We start from the raw sequence: 17289 nt of genomic DNA, 5'->3' as shown, positions 1-17289 counted from the left end.
GCCGGGGCGTGTCCCCCGGCCGCGCGCCCGCATCGACGGCGTCTCGTTGCCCGCACTGGACATCAGTGATATATCACAATAATATCCAGACATCGTCCACACCTCCCGATCGCCCGCGCCATGATCGCGCCCCGCCCGGCCGCCGCGCCGCTCCTCGCATGAATACCCTGACCGACGTCACCCGCGACCGGTTCGCCGCGCCGGCGGCCAGCCTCGCCGACCGTGCGTATGCGCTGATCCAGCGCGACATCATCACGATGCGCCTGAAGCCGGGCGCCGCGCTCAACGAAGCCGACCTCGTCGCGCGCACGGGGATCGGCCGCACGCCGGTGCACCAGGCCGTGCATCGGCTCGTGCTCGAGGGGCTGCTGTCGGTGATGCCGCGCAAGGGCTTGATGGTGCAGCCGCTGTCGCTCGACGACATCGTCGCGGTGATCGACGTGCGGCGCATCAATGAAGCGCACTGCGCCGAACTCGCCGCGCGCCACGCGACGCCGGACGATCTCGCGCGCCTGGCCGCGCTGCTCGACGACGGACAGGCCTGCGTCGACACGCATGACGTGGAGGGGATGATGGAACTCGACCGCGCGTTTCACCAGGCGATCGCCGCGGCCGCGCGCAACGCGGTCCTCGCCGAGATCCTGCGCGCGCTGCACGAGCGCTCGCTGCGCTTCTGGTTCGTCACGCTGTCCGAACCGCATCATCTCGCCGACGTCCAGCACGAACACCGCGCGTTGTTCGACCGGCTGTCCGCCCGCGACGCCGCCGGCGCGCGCGACGCCGTCGAGCGCCATATCGATTCGTTTCGCTCCACCCTTCTTCAACATCTTCGCCCCTGAGCCGCTCATGACCACGTTCACGCCGTTCCCCCCGCTCGCCCAGCTCGCCGCCGACCTCGCGGCCGGCCGCACCACGAGTCGCGCGCTCGTCGATACCGCGCTCGACCGGATCGCCGATCCGTCGGGCCAGGGCGCCGTCGTCTTCACCGAAGTCGACGCCGACAACGCGCGCGCGGCCGCCGACGCGCACGACCGGCTGCGCGCCGCGGGCACCGTGCTGTCGCCGCTTGCGGGCATCCCGGTGTCGGTGAAGGACCTGTTCGACGTCGCGGGCCAGGTGACGCGCGCGGGTTCGCGCGTGCTCGACGGCGCGCCGGCCGCGCGCACCGATGCAGTCGCCGTCGCGCGGCTCAAGCGTGCGGGCGCGGTGCTGGTCGGCCGCACCAACATGAGCGAATTCGCATTCTCGGGGCTCGGGCTGAATCCGCACTTCGGCAATCCGCGCTCGCCGTACCATCGCGACGTGCCGGGCGATGCGCGGATTTCCGGCGGTTCGTCGTCGGGCGCGGCCGCGTCCGTCGCCGACGGGATGGCCGCCGTCGCGCTCGGCACCGACACGGGCGGCTCGATCCGCATTCCGGCCGCGCTGTGCGGGCTGACGGGCTTCAAGCCGACCGCGAGCCGGATCCCGACGCAAGGCGGCGTGCCGCTGTCGACGACGCTCGACTCGTTCGGCCCGATCGGCCTGACGGTCGCGTGCTGCGCCCTCGTCGACCGGATGCTCGCGGGCCTCGAGCCGCACGTGCCGGCCGCCCGGCCGCTCGAAGGCGTGCGGCTCGGCGTGCTGACGAACTACGTGACGGATGGCGTCGACGCCGACGTCGCGGCCGCGCTCGACACCGCGCTCAAGCATCTCGAAGCCGCCGGCGCGATCGTCACCGACGTGCGCTTCGCCGCGCTCGACCGGCTGCCGGAGATCAACCGCTTCGGCTTCTCGCCGATCGAGGCGTACGCCTGGCATCGGCCGCTGCTCGCCCGACATCGCGACCAGTACGACCCGCGCGTGCTGACGCGGATCCTGAAGGGCGAACCCGCGAGCGCGGCCGACTATCTCGACCTGCTCGCCGCGCGCGCCGCGATGCTCGACGAAGCCGCGCACACGGTCTGGGCGCGCTTCGATGCGCTCGTCGCGCCGACGGTGCCGGTCGTGCCGCCGCGCATCGCCGACCTCGAAACGGACGACGACGCGTTCACGCGCACCAATGCGCTGATCCTGCGCAACCCGAGCGCGTTCAACTTCCTCGATGCGTGCGGACTGTCGCTGCCGTGCCATCCGCGCGACGCGGCGCCGGTCGGCCTGATGCTCGCGGCGGCGCCGCATCGCGACGACGCGCTGCTCGCGATCGGCCAGGCGGTCGAGGCCGTGCTGAACACGATCCGCTGACCGCATCGCCGATCGCCGGCGGGCGATGCGCGCGGTGCGGCAGGTTGCCGCACGCGCGCTGTCAGTTTCGTGCCAGACCGTTCGCGCTAAAATCGCGCGATTGTTTTCCGGACCGACCGACGAGGAACCCCGCCGACATGAACGACTACACGCTTGCGCTACGCCGTGAACGCCGCCTGCTGATGCTGCTCGGATGGGCGTGCATCGCCCTGCTGGCCGGCGCGCTGTACCTGCAGTACGTGAAGAACGAAGATCCGTGCCCGCTGTGCATCATCCAGCGCTACTTCTTCTGCGCGATCGGGATCTTCGCGTTCCTGGCCGCCGGGATCCGCAACTGGCGCGGCATCTGGGTGCTCGAGCTGCTGATCGCGATCGCCGCGGCCGGCGGTGTCGGCACGGCCGCGCGGCACCTGTCGATCCAGATGAATCCGGGCTTCAGCTGCGGCTTCGACACGCTGCAGCCGATCGTCGACAGCCTGCCGCCCGCGCAGTGGTTCCCCGGCATGTTCAAGGTCGCCGGGCTGTGCGAGACCGTCTACCCGCCGATCCTCGGCATCCTGCTGCCCGGCTGGGCGCTGATCGGCTTCGCCGTGATCCTGGTCGCGGTCGTCGCAAGCCTCTGGCGTCATCGCCGCAAGCTCGCCCGCTGACCGGCCGCTGTCGCGGCCGCCGGCAAGTGCGGCCCGGCCGATCGGGCCGCACGCCGGCGACGCGAACCGCCGCTTCCGCCCGCCCTGCCGGCCGGCCGCGCGTAAACCCCTACTCCGCCGCCGCCCGGATCGCCGGGCGAACGCGCGTCGCGCAACCGACGCGCCCCCGCCCCGTCACGCGTGCGTTTCGGCCCGATGCGCACGCATCGGCGCCCCGATCCCGCGCGGCGGGCCTATGATCGACATGATCGCCTCCTGATAGCCCGGATCACTGCCCGGCCATGTTCGCGCCGCGCGGCGATGCTATCTTCGGGACTGGATGGCGATCTACGTGCGCGAGGCCAGGCGGTCTCACCACCCCTGCGTAACGCGCGCCCGATCCGCAATGTCGACTGGATTCCTCATGACAACGCAAACCATCCGCATCCGTCACCCTCATGGCGTCCGCGTGTCCGGCGGCGCCGTTCGCGCGCAGCGTCGGCGCGCTGCCGTCGTCCCGCATCAGCCGTGCGGCCGGCCGGCCCGGCTCCCGTCCGTCATCGCCACGCCCGCCGGCCCGCGCCGCGTGTCGTGCCGCGTCGTTCCGAACGGGGTGTGCTGATGGAAGCCTGGCTCGGCGATCTGCAGCAACTGCTCGCGCACGGCGAAGCGGCCGTGCTCGTGACGGTCGCGCATACCGACGGCTCCGCGCCGCGCGAGGCCGGCACCAAGATGCTCGTCACGCGCGACACGGCCCGCCATACGATCGGCGGCGGTCATCTGGAATGGAAGGCGATCGAGATCGCGCGACACCTGCTGAAGGATGGCGCGCACGTGCCGCACGCGCGCCGGCTCGAACGGCTCGCGCTCGGCCCGAGTCTCGGCCAGTGCTGCGGCGGCGCCGTGGTGCTCGCGTTCGAGCGGCTCGACGTCGGCGATCTCGGCTGGATCATGTCGCTCGCGAAGCGCGTCGCGGCCGGCGCCGCGACCGTGCGTAGCGTATCATTCGGCCCCTCGCCGGGCGCGCCGCTGTTGAGCGAGCCCGAATCGGAAGCCGCGCGGGCCGACTGCCTGCTGTGGGAAACCGGCGGCGTGTCGCTGATGACCGAGACGATCGCGCCGTTTGCGTTCCCCGTCGTGCTGTTCGGCGCCGGGCACATCGGCACCGCGCTCGTGAAGGTGCTGGCGACGCTGCCGTGCCACGTGCGCTGGATCGACGGGCCCGCTGCGGTGTTCCCGCCGGCCGACGCGCTCGCCGGCATCGGCAACCTCGCGATCGAAGCGGCCGCTGCCCCGGCCGACGCGGTCGACGCCGCGCCGCCGCAGTCCTACTTCGTCGTGATGACGCACGACCATGCACTCGATTTCGTGCTGGCCGAACGCATCCTGCGGCGCGGCGACTATGCGTACTTCGGGATGACCGGCTCGCAGGCGAAACGCGTACAGTTCGATCATCGCCTCGCGGCGATCGGCATCGACCCGGCCCAGGTCGCGCGGATGCGCTGCCCGATCGGCGTCGAAGGCATCATCGACAAGGCGCCCGAAGTGATCGCGATCTCGGTGGCCGCGCAATTGCTGCAGGCCGTCGAGGCGAATGCGTCCGCGCAGGCTTCCCCTACCTACTGACCGACCAAGAACGACGCCATGACCCCGACATTCAAGGACAAGATTGCCCGCGCGCCGAAAGCGGAGCTGCACATCCACATCGAAGGCTCGCTCGAGCCCGAACTGATTTTCGCGCTCGCGCAGCGCAACGGCGTGAAGCTCGCGTACGACTCGATCGACGCGCTGCGCGCCGCGTACGCGTTCACCGACCTGCAGTCGTTCCTCGACATCTATTACGCCGGCGCGAGCGTGCTGCTGACCGAGCAGGATTTCTTCGACATGACGGCCGCGTACTGCGAACGCGCGCTCGCCGACCACGTCGTCCATACCGAACTGTTCTTCGATCCGCAGACGCACACCGAGCGCGGCGTACCGATCGAGACGGTCGTCGCGGGCATCGAGCGCGCACTCGCCGATGCCGAACGGCGCGGGCTGTCGAGCAGGCTGATCCTGTGCTTCCTGCGCCACCTGTCCGAAGAGGACGCGCTCGCGACGTTCGAATCCGCGTTGCCGCTGTTCGAGCGCTATCGCCACCGGCTGATCGGCGTGGGCCTCGATTCGTCCGAGCTCGGCCATCCGCCGGCCAAGTTCGCGCGCGTGTTCGAGAAGGCGCGTGCGCTCGGGCTGAAGCTCGTCGCGCATGCGGGCGAGGAAGGCCCACCCGCCTACATCCACGAAGCGCTCGACGTGCTGAAGGTCGACCGGATCGACCACGGCGTGCGCAGCATCGAAGACGCGGCGCTCGTCGAGCGCCTCGCGAAAACGCGCACCGCGCTGACCGTCTGCCCGCTGTCGAACCTGAAGCTGTGCGTGTTCGACGACATGACGAAGCACACGCTGAAGGCGCTGCTCGATCGCGGCGTCGCGGTGACGATCAACTCCGACGATCCCGCCTATTTCGGCGGCTACGTCAACGAAAACTACTTCGCGACGGCCGAAGGGCTGCAGCTCACGGATGCCGAAGTCCATGCGGTGATCCGCAACGGCTTCGAGGCGTCGTTCATCGAACCGGCGCAGCGCGACGCACTGTACGCGCGCCTCGACGCGTACTGGCAGGCCGCGTGACGGCCCGCATCGAGGAACGCTAGACAGATGAGACACGGCAACGGCATCCGCTTCGCGCCCGCCGGTTCGGCCTTGCGCCGGGCCGGGCGCGGGCGTGCGCGCGCGGCGACGGCGCCGTCCGGCGTCGTGCGCCGTTGCCCGCCGTCGCGATGCGCCGTTGCGTTCGCCGCCGCATCGGTCGCGAGCGCGAGGGCCGCGAGGATCGCCGGCGACCACCGGCTGGCGGCTTCGGCCGCCACGTTCGCCCGCGCAATCGCCTCCGGTCGTGCCGCACGCAGCGTGCCGCCGCCGCTCGCGAAGCACCCGGCCGCCCCCGTGCGGCGCCGATCGTTTTCTTCTGTTCGCCTTACCTTGATGCAGGACCATTCGTCATGACGCAAACCGCTTTCCGTTCCCAGCTGCTGACCTTCAACGGCGACCCGGCGCAATCGAGCCAGGCCGCGAACCACGAGACCGACGGCCTCCTGATCGTCGCGGACGGCAAGGTCGTCGCGGCCGGCCCGTATGCGCCACTCGCGGCAACGCTCGCGCGCGACGCGGTCGTCCACGACCTGCGCGACAAGCTGATCGTGCCCGGCTTCATCGACACGCACATCCACTACCCGCAGACGGACATGATCGCGTCGCCGGCGCCCGGCCTGCTGCCGTGGCTCGACAAGTACACGTTCCCGACCGAGCGCCAGTTCGGCGATCCCGAGCATGCGCGCGAAGTCGCCGATTTCTTCGTCGACGAGTTGCTCGCATGCGGCACGACGAGCGCGCTCGTCTACTGCACGGTGCACAAGCAGTCGGCCGATGCGCTGTTCGCGGCGAGCGACGCGCGCGACCTGCGGATGATCGCGGGCAAGGTGCTGATGGACCGCAACTGCCCCGAGTTCCTGCGCGACACCGCGCAATCGGGTTACGACGACAGCGCCGAGCTGATCGACCGCTGGCACGGCAAGGGCCGCCAGATGTACGCGCTCACGCCGCGCTTCGCGCCGACGTCGACCGAGGCGCAGCTCGAGGCGTGCGGCGAACTCGCGCGCCGCCATCCGGACATCTTCGTGCAGAGCCACGTCGCGGAAAACGTCGACGAGGTGAAATGGGTGGCCGAGCTGTTCCCCGGCCATCGCAGTTATCTCGACATCTACGACCGCTACGGGCTGCTGCGCCCGCGCGCGGTGTACGGCCACTGCATCCACCTCGACGACGAGGACCGCCGCCGGATGGCCGAGACGCGCACGGTCGTCGCGCACTGCCCGACGTCGAACTTCTTCCTCGGCAGCGGGCTGTTCGACTTCGACAAGGCCGGCGAATACGACGTACCCGTCACGCTCGCGACCGACGTCGGCGGCGGCACGTCGTTCTCGATGCTGCAGACGATGAACGAGGCCCACAAGGTCGCGCGGCTGTCGGGCCACCACCTGACCGCGACGCGGATGTTCTGGCTCGCGACGGCCGGCGCCGCGCAGGCGCTCGATCTCGCCGACACGGTCGGCACGCTCAAGCCGCGCACCGAGGCCGACTTCGTCGTGCTCGATCCGCAGGCCACGCCGCTGCTCGCGCGCCGCACCAAACGCGCGGATTCGCTCGAGGAACTGCTGTTCGCGTTCGCGCTGCTCGGCGACGACCGCGCGGTGTACCGCACCTACGCGGCCGGCGAGCTCGTCCACGAACGCGGCGCCGCGCGCCGGCCGGCCGCCGCGTAACGGTAACGCCGCGCCGGTACGCAGCCCCGGCCGGCACGGCCCGATCGCGGCCGTACCGGCCGGGCAGCCAGGCGCGCCCTCGCCGACCGGGCTCCCACGCCCGGCCGGCCGCCTTCCCGCACGCAATGCGTCGTGCTAGAATTCGCCGCTCATTGGGGAGTAGCCGCTCCGCTCGATGTCCCGCGCCCCCGGCGCGCATCGTGACGGAGGCGTCCGTCAACAGACTTGGCCGTTCGGCCATGGCGGACGCAGCCACGCTGGCCTGGCGAGACCGATGGTTCACAGTGCGCCGCATCAGGGCCCGGCGCGCCGTGGATCGTCGCTCGCACGCACAACATCGGCCCGTGGAACCCCATACGTGTCCCAAGCCTTCCTGATCTCCACCGGCGCCGTCGCCCTCGCTGAAATCGGCGACAAGACCCAACTGCTTTCCCTCGTCCTGGCCGCGCGCTATCGCAAGCCGGTGCCGATCATTCTCGGCGTGCTCGTCGCGACGCTCGTGAACCACGGTTTCGCGGGCGCACTCGGCGAATGGCTCGGCGCGCTCGTCACGCCGTCGATCATGCGCTGGGCGCTCGCGTTCTCGTTCATCGCGATGGGATTGTGGATTCTCGTGCCCGACAAGCTCGACGCCGACGAAGCCAACGCCACCCGCTCGCGGCTCGGCGTGTTCGGCGCGACGCTCGTCGCATTCTTCCTCGCGGAAATGGGCGACAAGACGCAGATCGCGACCGTCGCGCTGGCGGCGCGCTTCCAGGACTACATCGGCGTCGTGGCCGGCACGACGTTCGGGATGATGCTCGCGAACGTGCCGGCGATCCTGCTCGGCGACCGCTTCGCGCACCGCCTGCCAACCCGGCTCGTGCACGGGATCGCGGCCGTGCTGTTCGTCGTGCTCGGCGCGCTCGCGCTGCTGGGTGTCGGCGTCTGACGGAACAGGATGACCGGCGCGGCCGGGTAGCCGCGCCGGGATGGGCACCGCGTTACTTCGCGACGGCCGCGCCCGAAGCCGGCGCAGCCGGCACCGCGCGCTCGTTGGCGGCCGGCGTCGCCGGCCCGCCGCGCTTGTCGACCGGCAACCGGACCGAGCGGACCGCGCCGTTCGACAGCGGGAAATCGGCGAGCGCGCTGCGCGCGAGGAACGGCATCGCATACAGCAGCGTGCCGTTGTCGCCGGTCGTGCGCGCGGACACGTTGTACACCTCCTTGCCCGTCGCGCGCTCGGTGATGCGGATCCCGAGCGTGTAGTCGAACACCTGGTACGTCTGCGCGACATAGCCGGCCGGCATCGGCCCCCAGGGCCCCCACGGGCCCCACGGCCCGCGCCGCCAGTACGGCCCGGGCGCAAACCACGGGTCGTAGTAGACCGGCTGCGGCACCGTCACGAGATCGCTGCCCACCGCATAGGTCAGCCCGACGAGATAACGCGCCTGCGCCGGCGGCACCTGCCGGAACGCATACGCGGACAGTTCGTTGGCGACGATCGGCTCGTAGGTCGACTGCTCGATGCTGTTCTTCTGCGCCTCGGTGCGCGTGAACGCATAGGTGCGTGTCGCGTCGCTGCCGCTCCAGTCGGAGAAGGCCGTGACCTGGGTCGTCACATAGCTGGTGCAGCCCGTCAGCAGCGCCACGCACAGCGCCGCCGCCCAGCCCGCACCGCGAAAAATCCATTCGCGTTTCATGTTGATCCTCGTCGATCCGTCACCCGTTCGTCGCACCGCGCGAACCGCAACGGGATGCCGATAATACGCGGACTGTCGAAAGCGGTAAAAAGTTCGCCCGGCACGCGGCCGCAAGCCTTTGTACAATGGCCCGGTTCGCCCGGCCCGCGTAACGGGCCCGTTCCCCACCCCACCGATCTCGACGACCATGTCCGACAACGCCTCCTCCACCGTGATCCGCCGCGCCGACTACACGCCGCCGGCATTCCTCATCGATTCCGTCGCGCTCGAATTCGATCTCGCGCCGGCCCGCACGATCGTCAGGAACACGATGCGCGTGCGCCGCAATCCGGACGCCGCGCCCGCGCCGCACCTGGAGTTGATGGGCGAAGCGCTCGAATTCGTCGGCGCGTCGCTGGACGGCGCGCCGCATGGCGCCGTGCGCGCGCACGAGCACGGGCTGACGGTCGAGAACGTGCCCGACGCGTTCGAGCTGACGCTCGAAAGCGCGTGCGCCCCCGACCAGAATACGACGCTGTCGGGCCTCTACGTGTCGAGCGGCAATTTCTTCACGCAGTGCGAGGCGGAAGGCTTTCGCCGCATCACCTACTTCCTCGACCGCCCCGACGTGATGGCGTCGTACATCGTCACGCTGCGCGCCGACAAGACCGCGTACCCGGTGCTGCTGTCGAACGGCAACCTCGTCGATTCGGGCGACCTGCCCGACGGCCGCCACTTCGCGAAATGGGAAGACCCGTTCCGCAAGCCGAGCTACCTGTTCGCGCTGGTCGCCGGCAAGCTCGTCGCGATCGAGGAAAAGATCACGACCGGCTCCGGCAAGGAAAAGCTGCTGCAGGTGTGGGTCGAGCCGGCCGATCTCGACAAGACGCGTCACGCGATGGATTCGCTAATCCACTCGATCCGCTGGGACGAAAGACGCTTCGGCCTCGAGCTCGATCTCGACCGCTTCATGATCGTCGCGGTCGGCGACTTCAACATGGGGGCGATGGAAAACAAGGGGCTCAACATCTTCAACACGAAGTACGTGCTGGCGAACCCCGAGACCGCGACCGACACCGATTTCGCGAACATCGAATCGGTGGTCGGCCACGAGTACTTCCACAACTGGACCGGCAACCGCGTAACCTGCCGCGACTGGTTCCAGTTGAGCCTGAAGGAAGGCCTGACGGTGTTCCGCGACCAGGAATTCTCGGCCGACATGGCCGCGGGCGACGACGTCGAATCGGCGGCCCGCGCGGTCAAGCGCATCGAGGACGTGCGCGTGCTGCGCCAGCTGCAGTTCGCCGAGGATGCCGGCCCGATGGCACACCCGGTGCGCCCGGAAAGCTACGTCGAGATCAACAACTTCTACACGATGACGGTCTACGAGAAAGGCTCGGAAGTCGTGCGGATGTACCAGACGCTGTTCGGCCGCGACGGCTTCCGCAAGGGAATGGACCTGTACTTCAAGCGCCACGACGGCCACGCGGTGACCTGCGACGACTTCCGTCACGCGATGGCCGACGCGAACGGGCGCGACCTCGCGCAGTTCGAGCGCTGGTACAGCCAGGCCGGCACGCCGCGCGTGTCGGTGCGCACCGCGTACGACGCGGCCGCGCGCCGTTACACGGTCACGCTCGCGCAGGGCTACGGCGACGCGTCGCCGGCCGCGCGCGAAACGCAGCAGGGGCCGCTCCTGATTCCGTTCGCGATCGGCCTGATCGGCCGCGACGGCCGCGACCTGCCGCTGCGCCTGGACGGTGAAACGGCCGCTTCGGGCACGACGCGCGTGCTCGACTTCACCGACACCGAGCAGACCTTCACGTTCGTCGACGTGCCGGAAGCGCCGCTGCCGTCGCTGCTGCGCAACTTCTCGTCGCCGGTGATCGTCGAGTACGACTACAGCGACGACGATCTCGCATTCCTGCTCGCGCACGACAGCGATCCGTTCAACCGCTGGGAGGCCGGCCAGCGCCTCGCGACGCGCGCGCTGCTGACGCTTGCCGCGCGGGCGGCCGCGAACGAACCGCTCACGCTCGGCGAGAACTTCATTGCCGCGTTCCGGCGCGTGCTGACCGACGCGACGCTGTCGCCGGCGTTCCGCGAACTCGCGCTGACGCTGCCGTCGGAAACCTACCTCGCCGACCAGATGGCCGAGGCCGATCCGGCCGCCGTGCATCGCGCACGCCTGTTCGTGCGCCGCCAGCTCGCGACCGCGCTGCGCGCCGAATGGCTCGCCGCGTACGAGCAGCACCAGACGCCGGGCGCCTACGAGCCGACGCCGGAGGCCTCCGGCCGCCGCGCGCTGAAGAACCTCGCGCTCGCGTATCTCGCCGAACTCGAGGATCCGGCCGATGCGGTGCGCCTCGCGACCGCGCAGTACGACGCGGCGAACAACATGACCGATCGCGCGGCCGCCCTCGGCGCGCTGCTGTCCGCCGCCGCCGCGGGCGCGAACGAGCCGGCCGATCGCGCGCTCGACGACTTCTACCGCCGTTTCGAGAAGGAGGCGCTCGTGATCGACAAGTGGTTCGCGATGCAGGCGGCGCAACGCGGCACGGCCGCGCAGCCGACGCTCGCGAAAGTGCGCAAGCTGCTCGCGCATCCGGCGTTCAACCTGAAGAATCCGAACCGCGCACGCTCGCTGATCTTCAGCTTCTGTGCAGCCAACCCCGCGCAATTCCACGCGGCGGACGGTTCGGGCTACGCGTTCTGGGCCGAACAGGTGCTCGCGCTCGACGCGATCAATCCGCAGGTCGCCGCACGCCTCGCGCGTTCGCTCGAACTGTGGCGCCGCTTCACGCCGGCGCTGCGCGACCGCATGCGCGGCGCGCTCGAGCAGGTCGCGGCCGGCGCGAAGTCGCGCGACGTGCGCGAGATCGTCGAGAAGGCGCTCGCCTGACGCCGTCGCCCGCGCCGCATTCGCGCGATGAAGCCGGCGCCGCCCGATGCGGCGCCGGCTTTTTTATTGCACGGGCGCGGCCGGCACCGAGCCGAATGACGGGGTCTGACCGCTCGGCCTGCCGCCGCGCCGGTACGCACCGCGCCCCCTCCGCCGCCGGAAACCGGGCCGGCTCGGCCGCCCGGCGATGTAACCGGACGAAAAAAGCCGGCGGCGCGGGAAGCGCGACAGGTAAAATTGCGGCCATTCAAGGATTCTTTGGCCTTTCGGAGTCTGTCATGTCCATTGCCCGCCGCACCACGCTGTCGAAGTTCCTGATCGAACAGCAACGTGAGACCAACAACCTTCCCGCCGACCTGCGCCTGCTGATCGAAGTCGTCGCACGCGCGTGCAAGGCGATCAGCTACAACGTGTCGAAGGGCGCGCTCGGTGAAGCGCTCGGCACCGCCGGCAGCGAGAACGTCCAGGGCGAGGTGCAGAAAAAGCTCGACATCCTGTCGAACGAAATCCTGCTCGACGCAAACGAGTGGGGCGGCAACCTCGCCGCGATGGCATCGGAAGAAATGGAAACGTTCTTCCCGATCCCGGCGAACTACCCGCGCGGCGAATACCTGCTCGTGTTCGATCCGCTCGACGGCTCGTCGAACATCGACGTGAACGTGTCGATCGGCACGATCTTCTCGGTGCTGCGCTGCCCGGACGGCAAGCAGGCGACCGAAGAATCGTTCCTGCAACCCGGCACGCAGCAGGTTGCGGCCGGCTACGCCGTCTACGGCCCGCAGACGGTGTTCGTGCTGACGACCGGCAACGGCGTGAACTGCTTCACGCTCGACCGCGAAGTCGGCTCGTGGGTGCTCACGCAAAGCAACATGCAGATCCCGGCCGACACGCGCGAATACGCGATCAACGCGTCGAACGCGCGCCACTGGTACGACCCGGTCAAGCGCTACGTCGACGAACTGAACGCCGGCAAGGACGGCCCGCGCGGCGACAACTTCAACATGCGCTGGATCGCCTCGATGGTTGCCGACGTGCACCGGATCCTGAACCGCGGCGGCATCTTCATGTACCCGGCGGACAAGCGCACGCCCGATCGTCCGGGCAAGCTGCGCCTGATGTACGAAGCGAACCCGATGTCGTTCATCGTCGAACAGGCGGGCGGCGCCGCGACGACCGGCACGCAGCGCATCATGGAAGTGCAGCCGACGGGCCTGCACCAGCGCGTGCCCGTGTTCCTCGGCTCGAAGAACGAAGTCGAGCGCGTCACCGGCTATCACGACGAAGCAAAATAATTGCACTGCAGCACTGGACGGAGGCGTGATGCGCAAGTACAATCTCGCCTCTTGATGTGGCCCTGACCGGTCGCATCACAGTGAAGTGAAAGCGGGCAGTCCGCCGGATCGAGGGTTTCGCGAAACAGCAGCAGCAAGCTGAAAAAAGTTCGCAAAACCTATTGCCAAGATCTCGGATTTGACCATATAATTTCATTTCTCTGCTGCCGGTGTAGCTCAGTTGGTAGAGCAGCGCATTCGTAATGCGAAGGTCGTAGGTTCGACTCCTATCTCCGGCACCAAGACATAAAGGCCTGACAAGCATCGCTTGTCAGGCCTTTTCTCTTTTCCGGCGCCGAAATCGTGCGCCCATCCGGTATCCGTATCCGCCCCGCTTGCGGGCATCCCCCGACTCACGCACCGCGTGCGGCCGATTACAATCGCCGGACCACTCCGCCCTCTTCCCCGCCTCATGCGCACCTGGCGTCTCGAGCGACCGACTCTCAACGCGCAGCTGGATATCTCCCGCGCGACGCGTCTCGTCGCCGCGATCGGCGGCCACGAGGCGAACGCGTTCGCAGCCGAAGTCCTGAAGCTGTTCGACGCTGCGCTGTCGATCACGCAATGCACGATCTTCGCGTACGAATTCGGCAATCGCCCGCGCACGATGTCGGTTGCCGATCATCGCGGCGGCCGCTACCTGCGCGACGTCGCCGACACCTACGCACGGCACTTCTACGCACTCGACGGCAACCAGCCGATCGTATCGGCCGCCCATCGCGACACGCACCGCCACGACCTGCTGCTGCATCAGCAAGCGGGCGACGAGATCGCTCACGAAGCGTATCGCGCGGCCTGCTATCGCGGCCCCGACGTATCCGACCGGCTGGCGCTGCTGGTGCAGCCCGACGATGCGACGTGGCTGTCGATCAACCTGTACCGCGCCCATCGCAGCGGCGCGTTCCAGCCGCGCGAGATCGCGGCGATCGAAACGCTCGCGCCGCTGATCGCGCAGGCGGCGAAGCATCACTACGCACTCGCCGGCGCGATGCAGGTCGGCATCCCGCAACGGATGCTCGCGCGATTGCGCCATGCGTGCCCCGAACTGTCCAAGCGCGAACTCGACGTGCTGCGCGGCGTGCTCGAAGGCCAGACCGCGCGCGAGATCGGCGAGACGATCGGCGTGAAGGCATCGAGCGTCGTCACCTATCAGAAGCGCGCGTATCGGCGCCTCGGCATTTCGAGCCAGCGCGAACTGTTTGCGCTGTGCATGCAGCCCTGACCCGTTTCGGTTCGCGACGAACGTAGCGCCGCCACGCCTGCCGCGCCCGCCGTACCCGAAATGGGGACAACGGCGACACGCCCGGCTTCCATACTGCATCGACCCGTTGCCCATCGCATCGCCGATGCGCGCACGTCGAGTCAGACCACCGTGGAAGCCAACGATGACCATCGCGTTCAAACCCTATCCGTTCGTCGCCGCGCGCCATTCCGCGCATCTGCCGGACTGCGTCGACGGCATCGATACGCACCGGCATCGCGTCGCGATCGTCGGCGGCGGCCCCGTGGGCCTCGCCGTCGCGCTCGGCCTCGCGAATCACGGCATTCGCAGCGTGTTGATCGAAGCCGACGATTCGGTCTGTCACGGCAGCCGCGCGATCTGCATTTCGCGCCGCAGCCTCGAGATCATCGAACGGCTCGGCGCGCTCGACGATTTCCTGCGCACCGGGCTGCCATGGACCGGCGGACGCAGTTTCCATCGCGACGACGAAGTGCTGCACTTCACGATGCCGCAGGACGAGAACCAGAAGCTGCCGCCGATGGTGAACCTCGCGCAGTATCACATCGAGCAGTTCCTGCTGGACGCCGCGCGACGCCGCGCCGATTTCATCGAGATCCGCTGGCAGACGAAGGTCACCGGCGTCACGCGACAACCGGACGGCGTACGCCTGGACGTCGACACGCCGCTCGGCGGCTACGCGCTCGACGCCGACTGGGTCGTCGCATGCGACGGCGGACGCAGCACGATGCGCGACGCGCTCGGTCTGTCGCTCCGCGGCACGCGCTACGAGGGCCGCTATGTGATCGTCGACATCGCGCTCGACAGCAACCGGCCGACCGAGCGCCTCGCGTACTTCGATCCGTCGTCGAACCCGGGCTCGACGGTGCTCGTCCACAAGCAGCCCGACAACGTGTGGCGGATCGACTACCAGTTGCGCGACGACGAGGATGCCGACGCGGCCGTGAAGCCCGAGCACGTGATCCCCCGCGTGCAGAACCTGCTCGACATGATGGGCGAGCGCGGCCCATGGTCGCCGATCTGGATCACGATCTACAAGGCGAACGCACTGACGCTCGAACGCTACCGGCACGACCGCGTGCTGTTCTGCGGCGACGCCGCACACCTCGTGCCGATCTTCGGCGTGCGCGGCGCGAATTCGGGCATCGACGATGCCGACAACCTCGCGTGGAAACTCGCGTACGTGCTGCGCGGCATCGCGTCGGACGCACTGCTCGACAGCTACTCGGACGAACGCGTGTTCGCGACGCACGAGAACCTGCGTTACGGCACGAAGAGCACCGAGTTCATGGCGCCGCCGTCGTTTGCCTTCGAACTGATGCGCAAGGCCGTGCTGACGCTCGCGCGCCGGCATCCGGCACTGCGTTCGCTGATCAACCCGCGCCAGACATCGGCTATCGCGTACGCGAAGTCGCCGCTGAATGCCGCCGAGCGCGACACGTTCGCGGCCGGCCCGGCGCCCGGCACGGTACTCGTCGAATGTCCGCTGACGCTGTACGCGCCACTCGGCGGCGGCACGCGCAGCGGCCACCTGACCGATCTCGTCGCGCCGCGCTTCACCGCGTTCTGCTTCACGCGCGATGGCGTGCCCGATCCGTCGCTCGCCGATCTCGAGCGGCGCGTGCAGGATGCGCACGTGCCGTTCACGCTCGTCACGCTCGCACGACAGGCGGGGCCGCGACACCCGGCCTGCGCCGGCCATGACGACGACGGCCGGCTGTTCGACCTGTACGGCGCACGCGACGGCACCGTCTATCTCGTGCGACCGGACGGGCACGTACTCGGCCGCTGGCACGACGCGCGCGCCGACGATCTCGCCGCCGCGCTCGACCGCGCGCTCCACCCGCCCACGTCAACCGAGACCGACCTTCAGGAGACCGCATGATCACGGATATCGAACGCGACACGCTCTACACCGACCTGTGCCGCACGATGACACGGATCGGTGAAACCGACGCACCGCTTTTTCTCGCCCGCTTCGCACTCCTGTCGATTGAGACGATAGCCGATCCCGCGATCGTCGCACGACTGATCGCCGATGCTGGCGAAGGGCTGCCCGATGCAAACGTTCCGGCGGCGGCACGCGGACAGCGGGACGCCTGACCGGCCAGGTCCGTCCCCACCCATTTCTTACATATTCATTTCACGACGTGTCGCAGCCAGACGAATTCCCCTGGAAAATCCGCTTAAGGGTGCATAACATTACTTAACGATCCTGACCCGTCTATCGCGTTACATTGCGTGGGCGGCGCGGCGGGTCGCATGTCGCTTTCATCCAGCTTGCGGCACACGACAGCCGTTGCCCGGTCATTTCGACTCAACCCAAGGAGAGGACCACCATGACTCATGGCTTGATTATGTGGCTCATCATCGGCGCGATCGCCGGCTGGCTTGCCGGGCTGCTCGTGAAAGGCGGCGGCTTCGGACTGATCGTCGACATCATCGTCGGGATCGTCGGCGCGGTGATCGGCGGCTGGCTCGCCGGAGTACTCGGCATCAGCGTCGGCAGCGGCTTCATCGGCTCGGTGATCGTCGCGGTCGTCGGTGCGGTGATCCTGCTGTTCGTGATCCGGCTATTCAAACGAGCGGCCTGACGCTTCTCTCCACGCGCCTTCGGGCGCGTTTTCGCATCAGGCCGGCGCGCGGCCCGTTTGCCGCGCGCCGCCCGTTCGATCACCGCTTCGCGTGCTGCAACCCGCCGTCGAGCACGTCGGTCGTCAACACCCCGCTGCGCGCTTCGCGTGCACGATCGCGCCCGATCCATACGGTGCGCGGCATGTTCCCCGCCATCCCGCATCCAGTGCCGCGCGCAAACGCTCGGGCACCGGTTCCGCGTGCGCATATCGCGCGAGCGCTTACGCGAGCGCCGCACCGTTGTCGTCGTACGCATCCATCACGACCATCGCGAGCTACCCGTCCGGATGAAGGCGCTGTCATGCGAC

The 17289-nt window shown here is 68.8% G+C and carries 14 protein-coding genes, 1 tRNA gene, 1 pseudogene and 1 riboswitch; of the genes and pseudogenes, 14 read left to right on the top strand and 2 right to left on the bottom strand.

The annotated features are described in order from the left end of the window. The first annotated feature begins 158 nt into the window (after positions 1–158). From AC0KUR_RS25230 to AC0KUR_RS25200, 7 genes are all read left to right on the top strand, one after another. A complete protein-coding gene (locus AC0KUR_RS25230; RefSeq protein WP_034187407.1) occupies positions 159–839 on the top strand; it encodes a GntR family transcriptional regulator in 681 nt (226 codons plus the stop codon). Between the two features lie 7 nt (positions 840–846). Then, positions 847–2223, top strand: coding sequence for an amidase (locus AC0KUR_RS25225; RefSeq protein ID WP_034187406.1), 1377 nt, complete (start codon positions 847–849; stop codon positions 2221–2223). 137 nt (positions 2224–2360) lie between these two features. Then, positions 2361–2873, top strand: a complete 513-nt coding sequence (locus tag AC0KUR_RS25220) for a disulfide bond formation protein B (protein WP_059557135.1) — start codon at positions 2361–2363, stop codon at positions 2871–2873. Between the two features lie 600 nt (positions 2874–3473). Then, entirely contained in the window at positions 3474–4478 is a 1005-nt protein-coding gene (gene xdhC / locus AC0KUR_RS25215) for a xanthine dehydrogenase accessory protein XdhC (RefSeq protein WP_034187404.1), read from the top strand. A gap of 18 nt (positions 4479–4496) precedes the next feature. Then, complete coding sequence (locus tag AC0KUR_RS25210) at positions 4497–5522, top strand: adenosine deaminase (protein ID WP_473376554.1); 1026 nt, start codon at positions 4497–4499, stop codon at positions 5520–5522. A gap of 371 nt (positions 5523–5893) precedes the next feature. Continuing rightward, entirely contained in the window at positions 5894–7213 is a 1320-nt protein-coding gene (guaD, locus tag AC0KUR_RS25205) for a guanine deaminase (RefSeq protein ID WP_034187401.1), read from the top strand. A gap of 142 nt (positions 7214–7355) precedes the next feature. Next, positions 7356–7477, top strand: a riboswitch (yybP-ykoY riboswitch). A gap of 94 nt (positions 7478–7571) precedes the next feature. Next, on the top strand, positions 7572–8144 hold the full coding sequence (locus AC0KUR_RS25200) for a TMEM165/GDT1 family protein (RefSeq protein ID WP_049036560.1): 573 nt from the start codon (positions 7572–7574) through the stop codon (positions 8142–8144). A gap of 52 nt (positions 8145–8196) precedes the next feature. On the opposite strand, the gene AC0KUR_RS25195 is transcribed toward AC0KUR_RS25200, so the two are convergent. Then, positions 8197–8895 (bottom strand): DUF4136 domain-containing protein, encoded by a 699-nt coding sequence (locus AC0KUR_RS25195; protein WP_049036562.1) that lies wholly within the window; start codon positions 8893–8895, stop codon positions 8197–8199. A 187-nt stretch (positions 8896–9082) separates the two neighbouring features. Between AC0KUR_RS25195 and pepN the strand changes: the two genes are divergently transcribed. The 7 genes from pepN (at position 9083) to AC0KUR_RS25160 (ending at position 16941) form a co-directional block, all read left to right on the top strand. Next, complete coding sequence (gene pepN, locus AC0KUR_RS25190) at positions 9083–11776, top strand: aminopeptidase N (RefSeq protein WP_124669199.1); 2694 nt, start codon at positions 9083–9085, stop codon at positions 11774–11776. 278 nt (positions 11777–12054) lie between these two features. Then, a complete protein-coding gene (locus tag AC0KUR_RS25185; RefSeq protein WP_006485729.1) occupies positions 12055–13068 on the top strand; it encodes a class 1 fructose-bisphosphatase in 1014 nt (337 codons plus the stop codon). 205 nt (positions 13069–13273) lie between these two features. Further along, a tRNA-Thr gene (locus tag AC0KUR_RS25180) sits at positions 13274–13349 on the top strand. 170 nt (positions 13350–13519) lie between these two features. Further along, a complete protein-coding gene (locus tag AC0KUR_RS25175; protein WP_473376553.1) occupies positions 13520–14329 on the top strand; it encodes a helix-turn-helix transcriptional regulator in 810 nt (269 codons plus the stop codon). 163 nt (positions 14330–14492) lie between these two features. Then, the gene (locus tag AC0KUR_RS25170) at positions 14493–16232 is read left to right on the top strand and encodes an FAD-dependent oxidoreductase (RefSeq protein WP_473376552.1); all 1740 of its coding nucleotides are present in this window, start codon (positions 14493–14495) and stop codon (positions 16230–16232) included. Further along, the gene (locus AC0KUR_RS25165) at positions 16229–16450 is read left to right on the top strand and encodes a hypothetical protein (protein ID WP_226251662.1); all 222 of its coding nucleotides are present in this window, start codon (positions 16229–16231) and stop codon (positions 16448–16450) included. The genes AC0KUR_RS25170 and AC0KUR_RS25165 overlap by 4 nt, the downstream gene beginning before the upstream one ends. Before the next feature lie 236 nt (positions 16451–16686). Then, positions 16687–16941, top strand: coding sequence for a GlsB/YeaQ/YmgE family stress response membrane protein (locus AC0KUR_RS25160; RefSeq protein ID WP_034187394.1), 255 nt, complete (start codon positions 16687–16689; stop codon positions 16939–16941). A 79-nt stretch (positions 16942–17020) separates the two neighbouring features. Here the strand turns inward: AC0KUR_RS25160 and AC0KUR_RS25155 are convergent. Continuing rightward, a pseudogene (locus AC0KUR_RS25155) lies at positions 17021–17280 on the bottom strand (TlpA family protein disulfide reductase); the annotation flags it as partial. Positions 17281–17289 lie beyond the last annotated feature (9 nt).

The sequence above is a fragment of the Burkholderia sp. YHN3-13 genome (genome assembly GCF_055810675.1).
The sequence above is the reverse complement of the archived record's forward strand: the minus strand, read 5'-3'. Positions and strand labels throughout refer to the sequence as shown.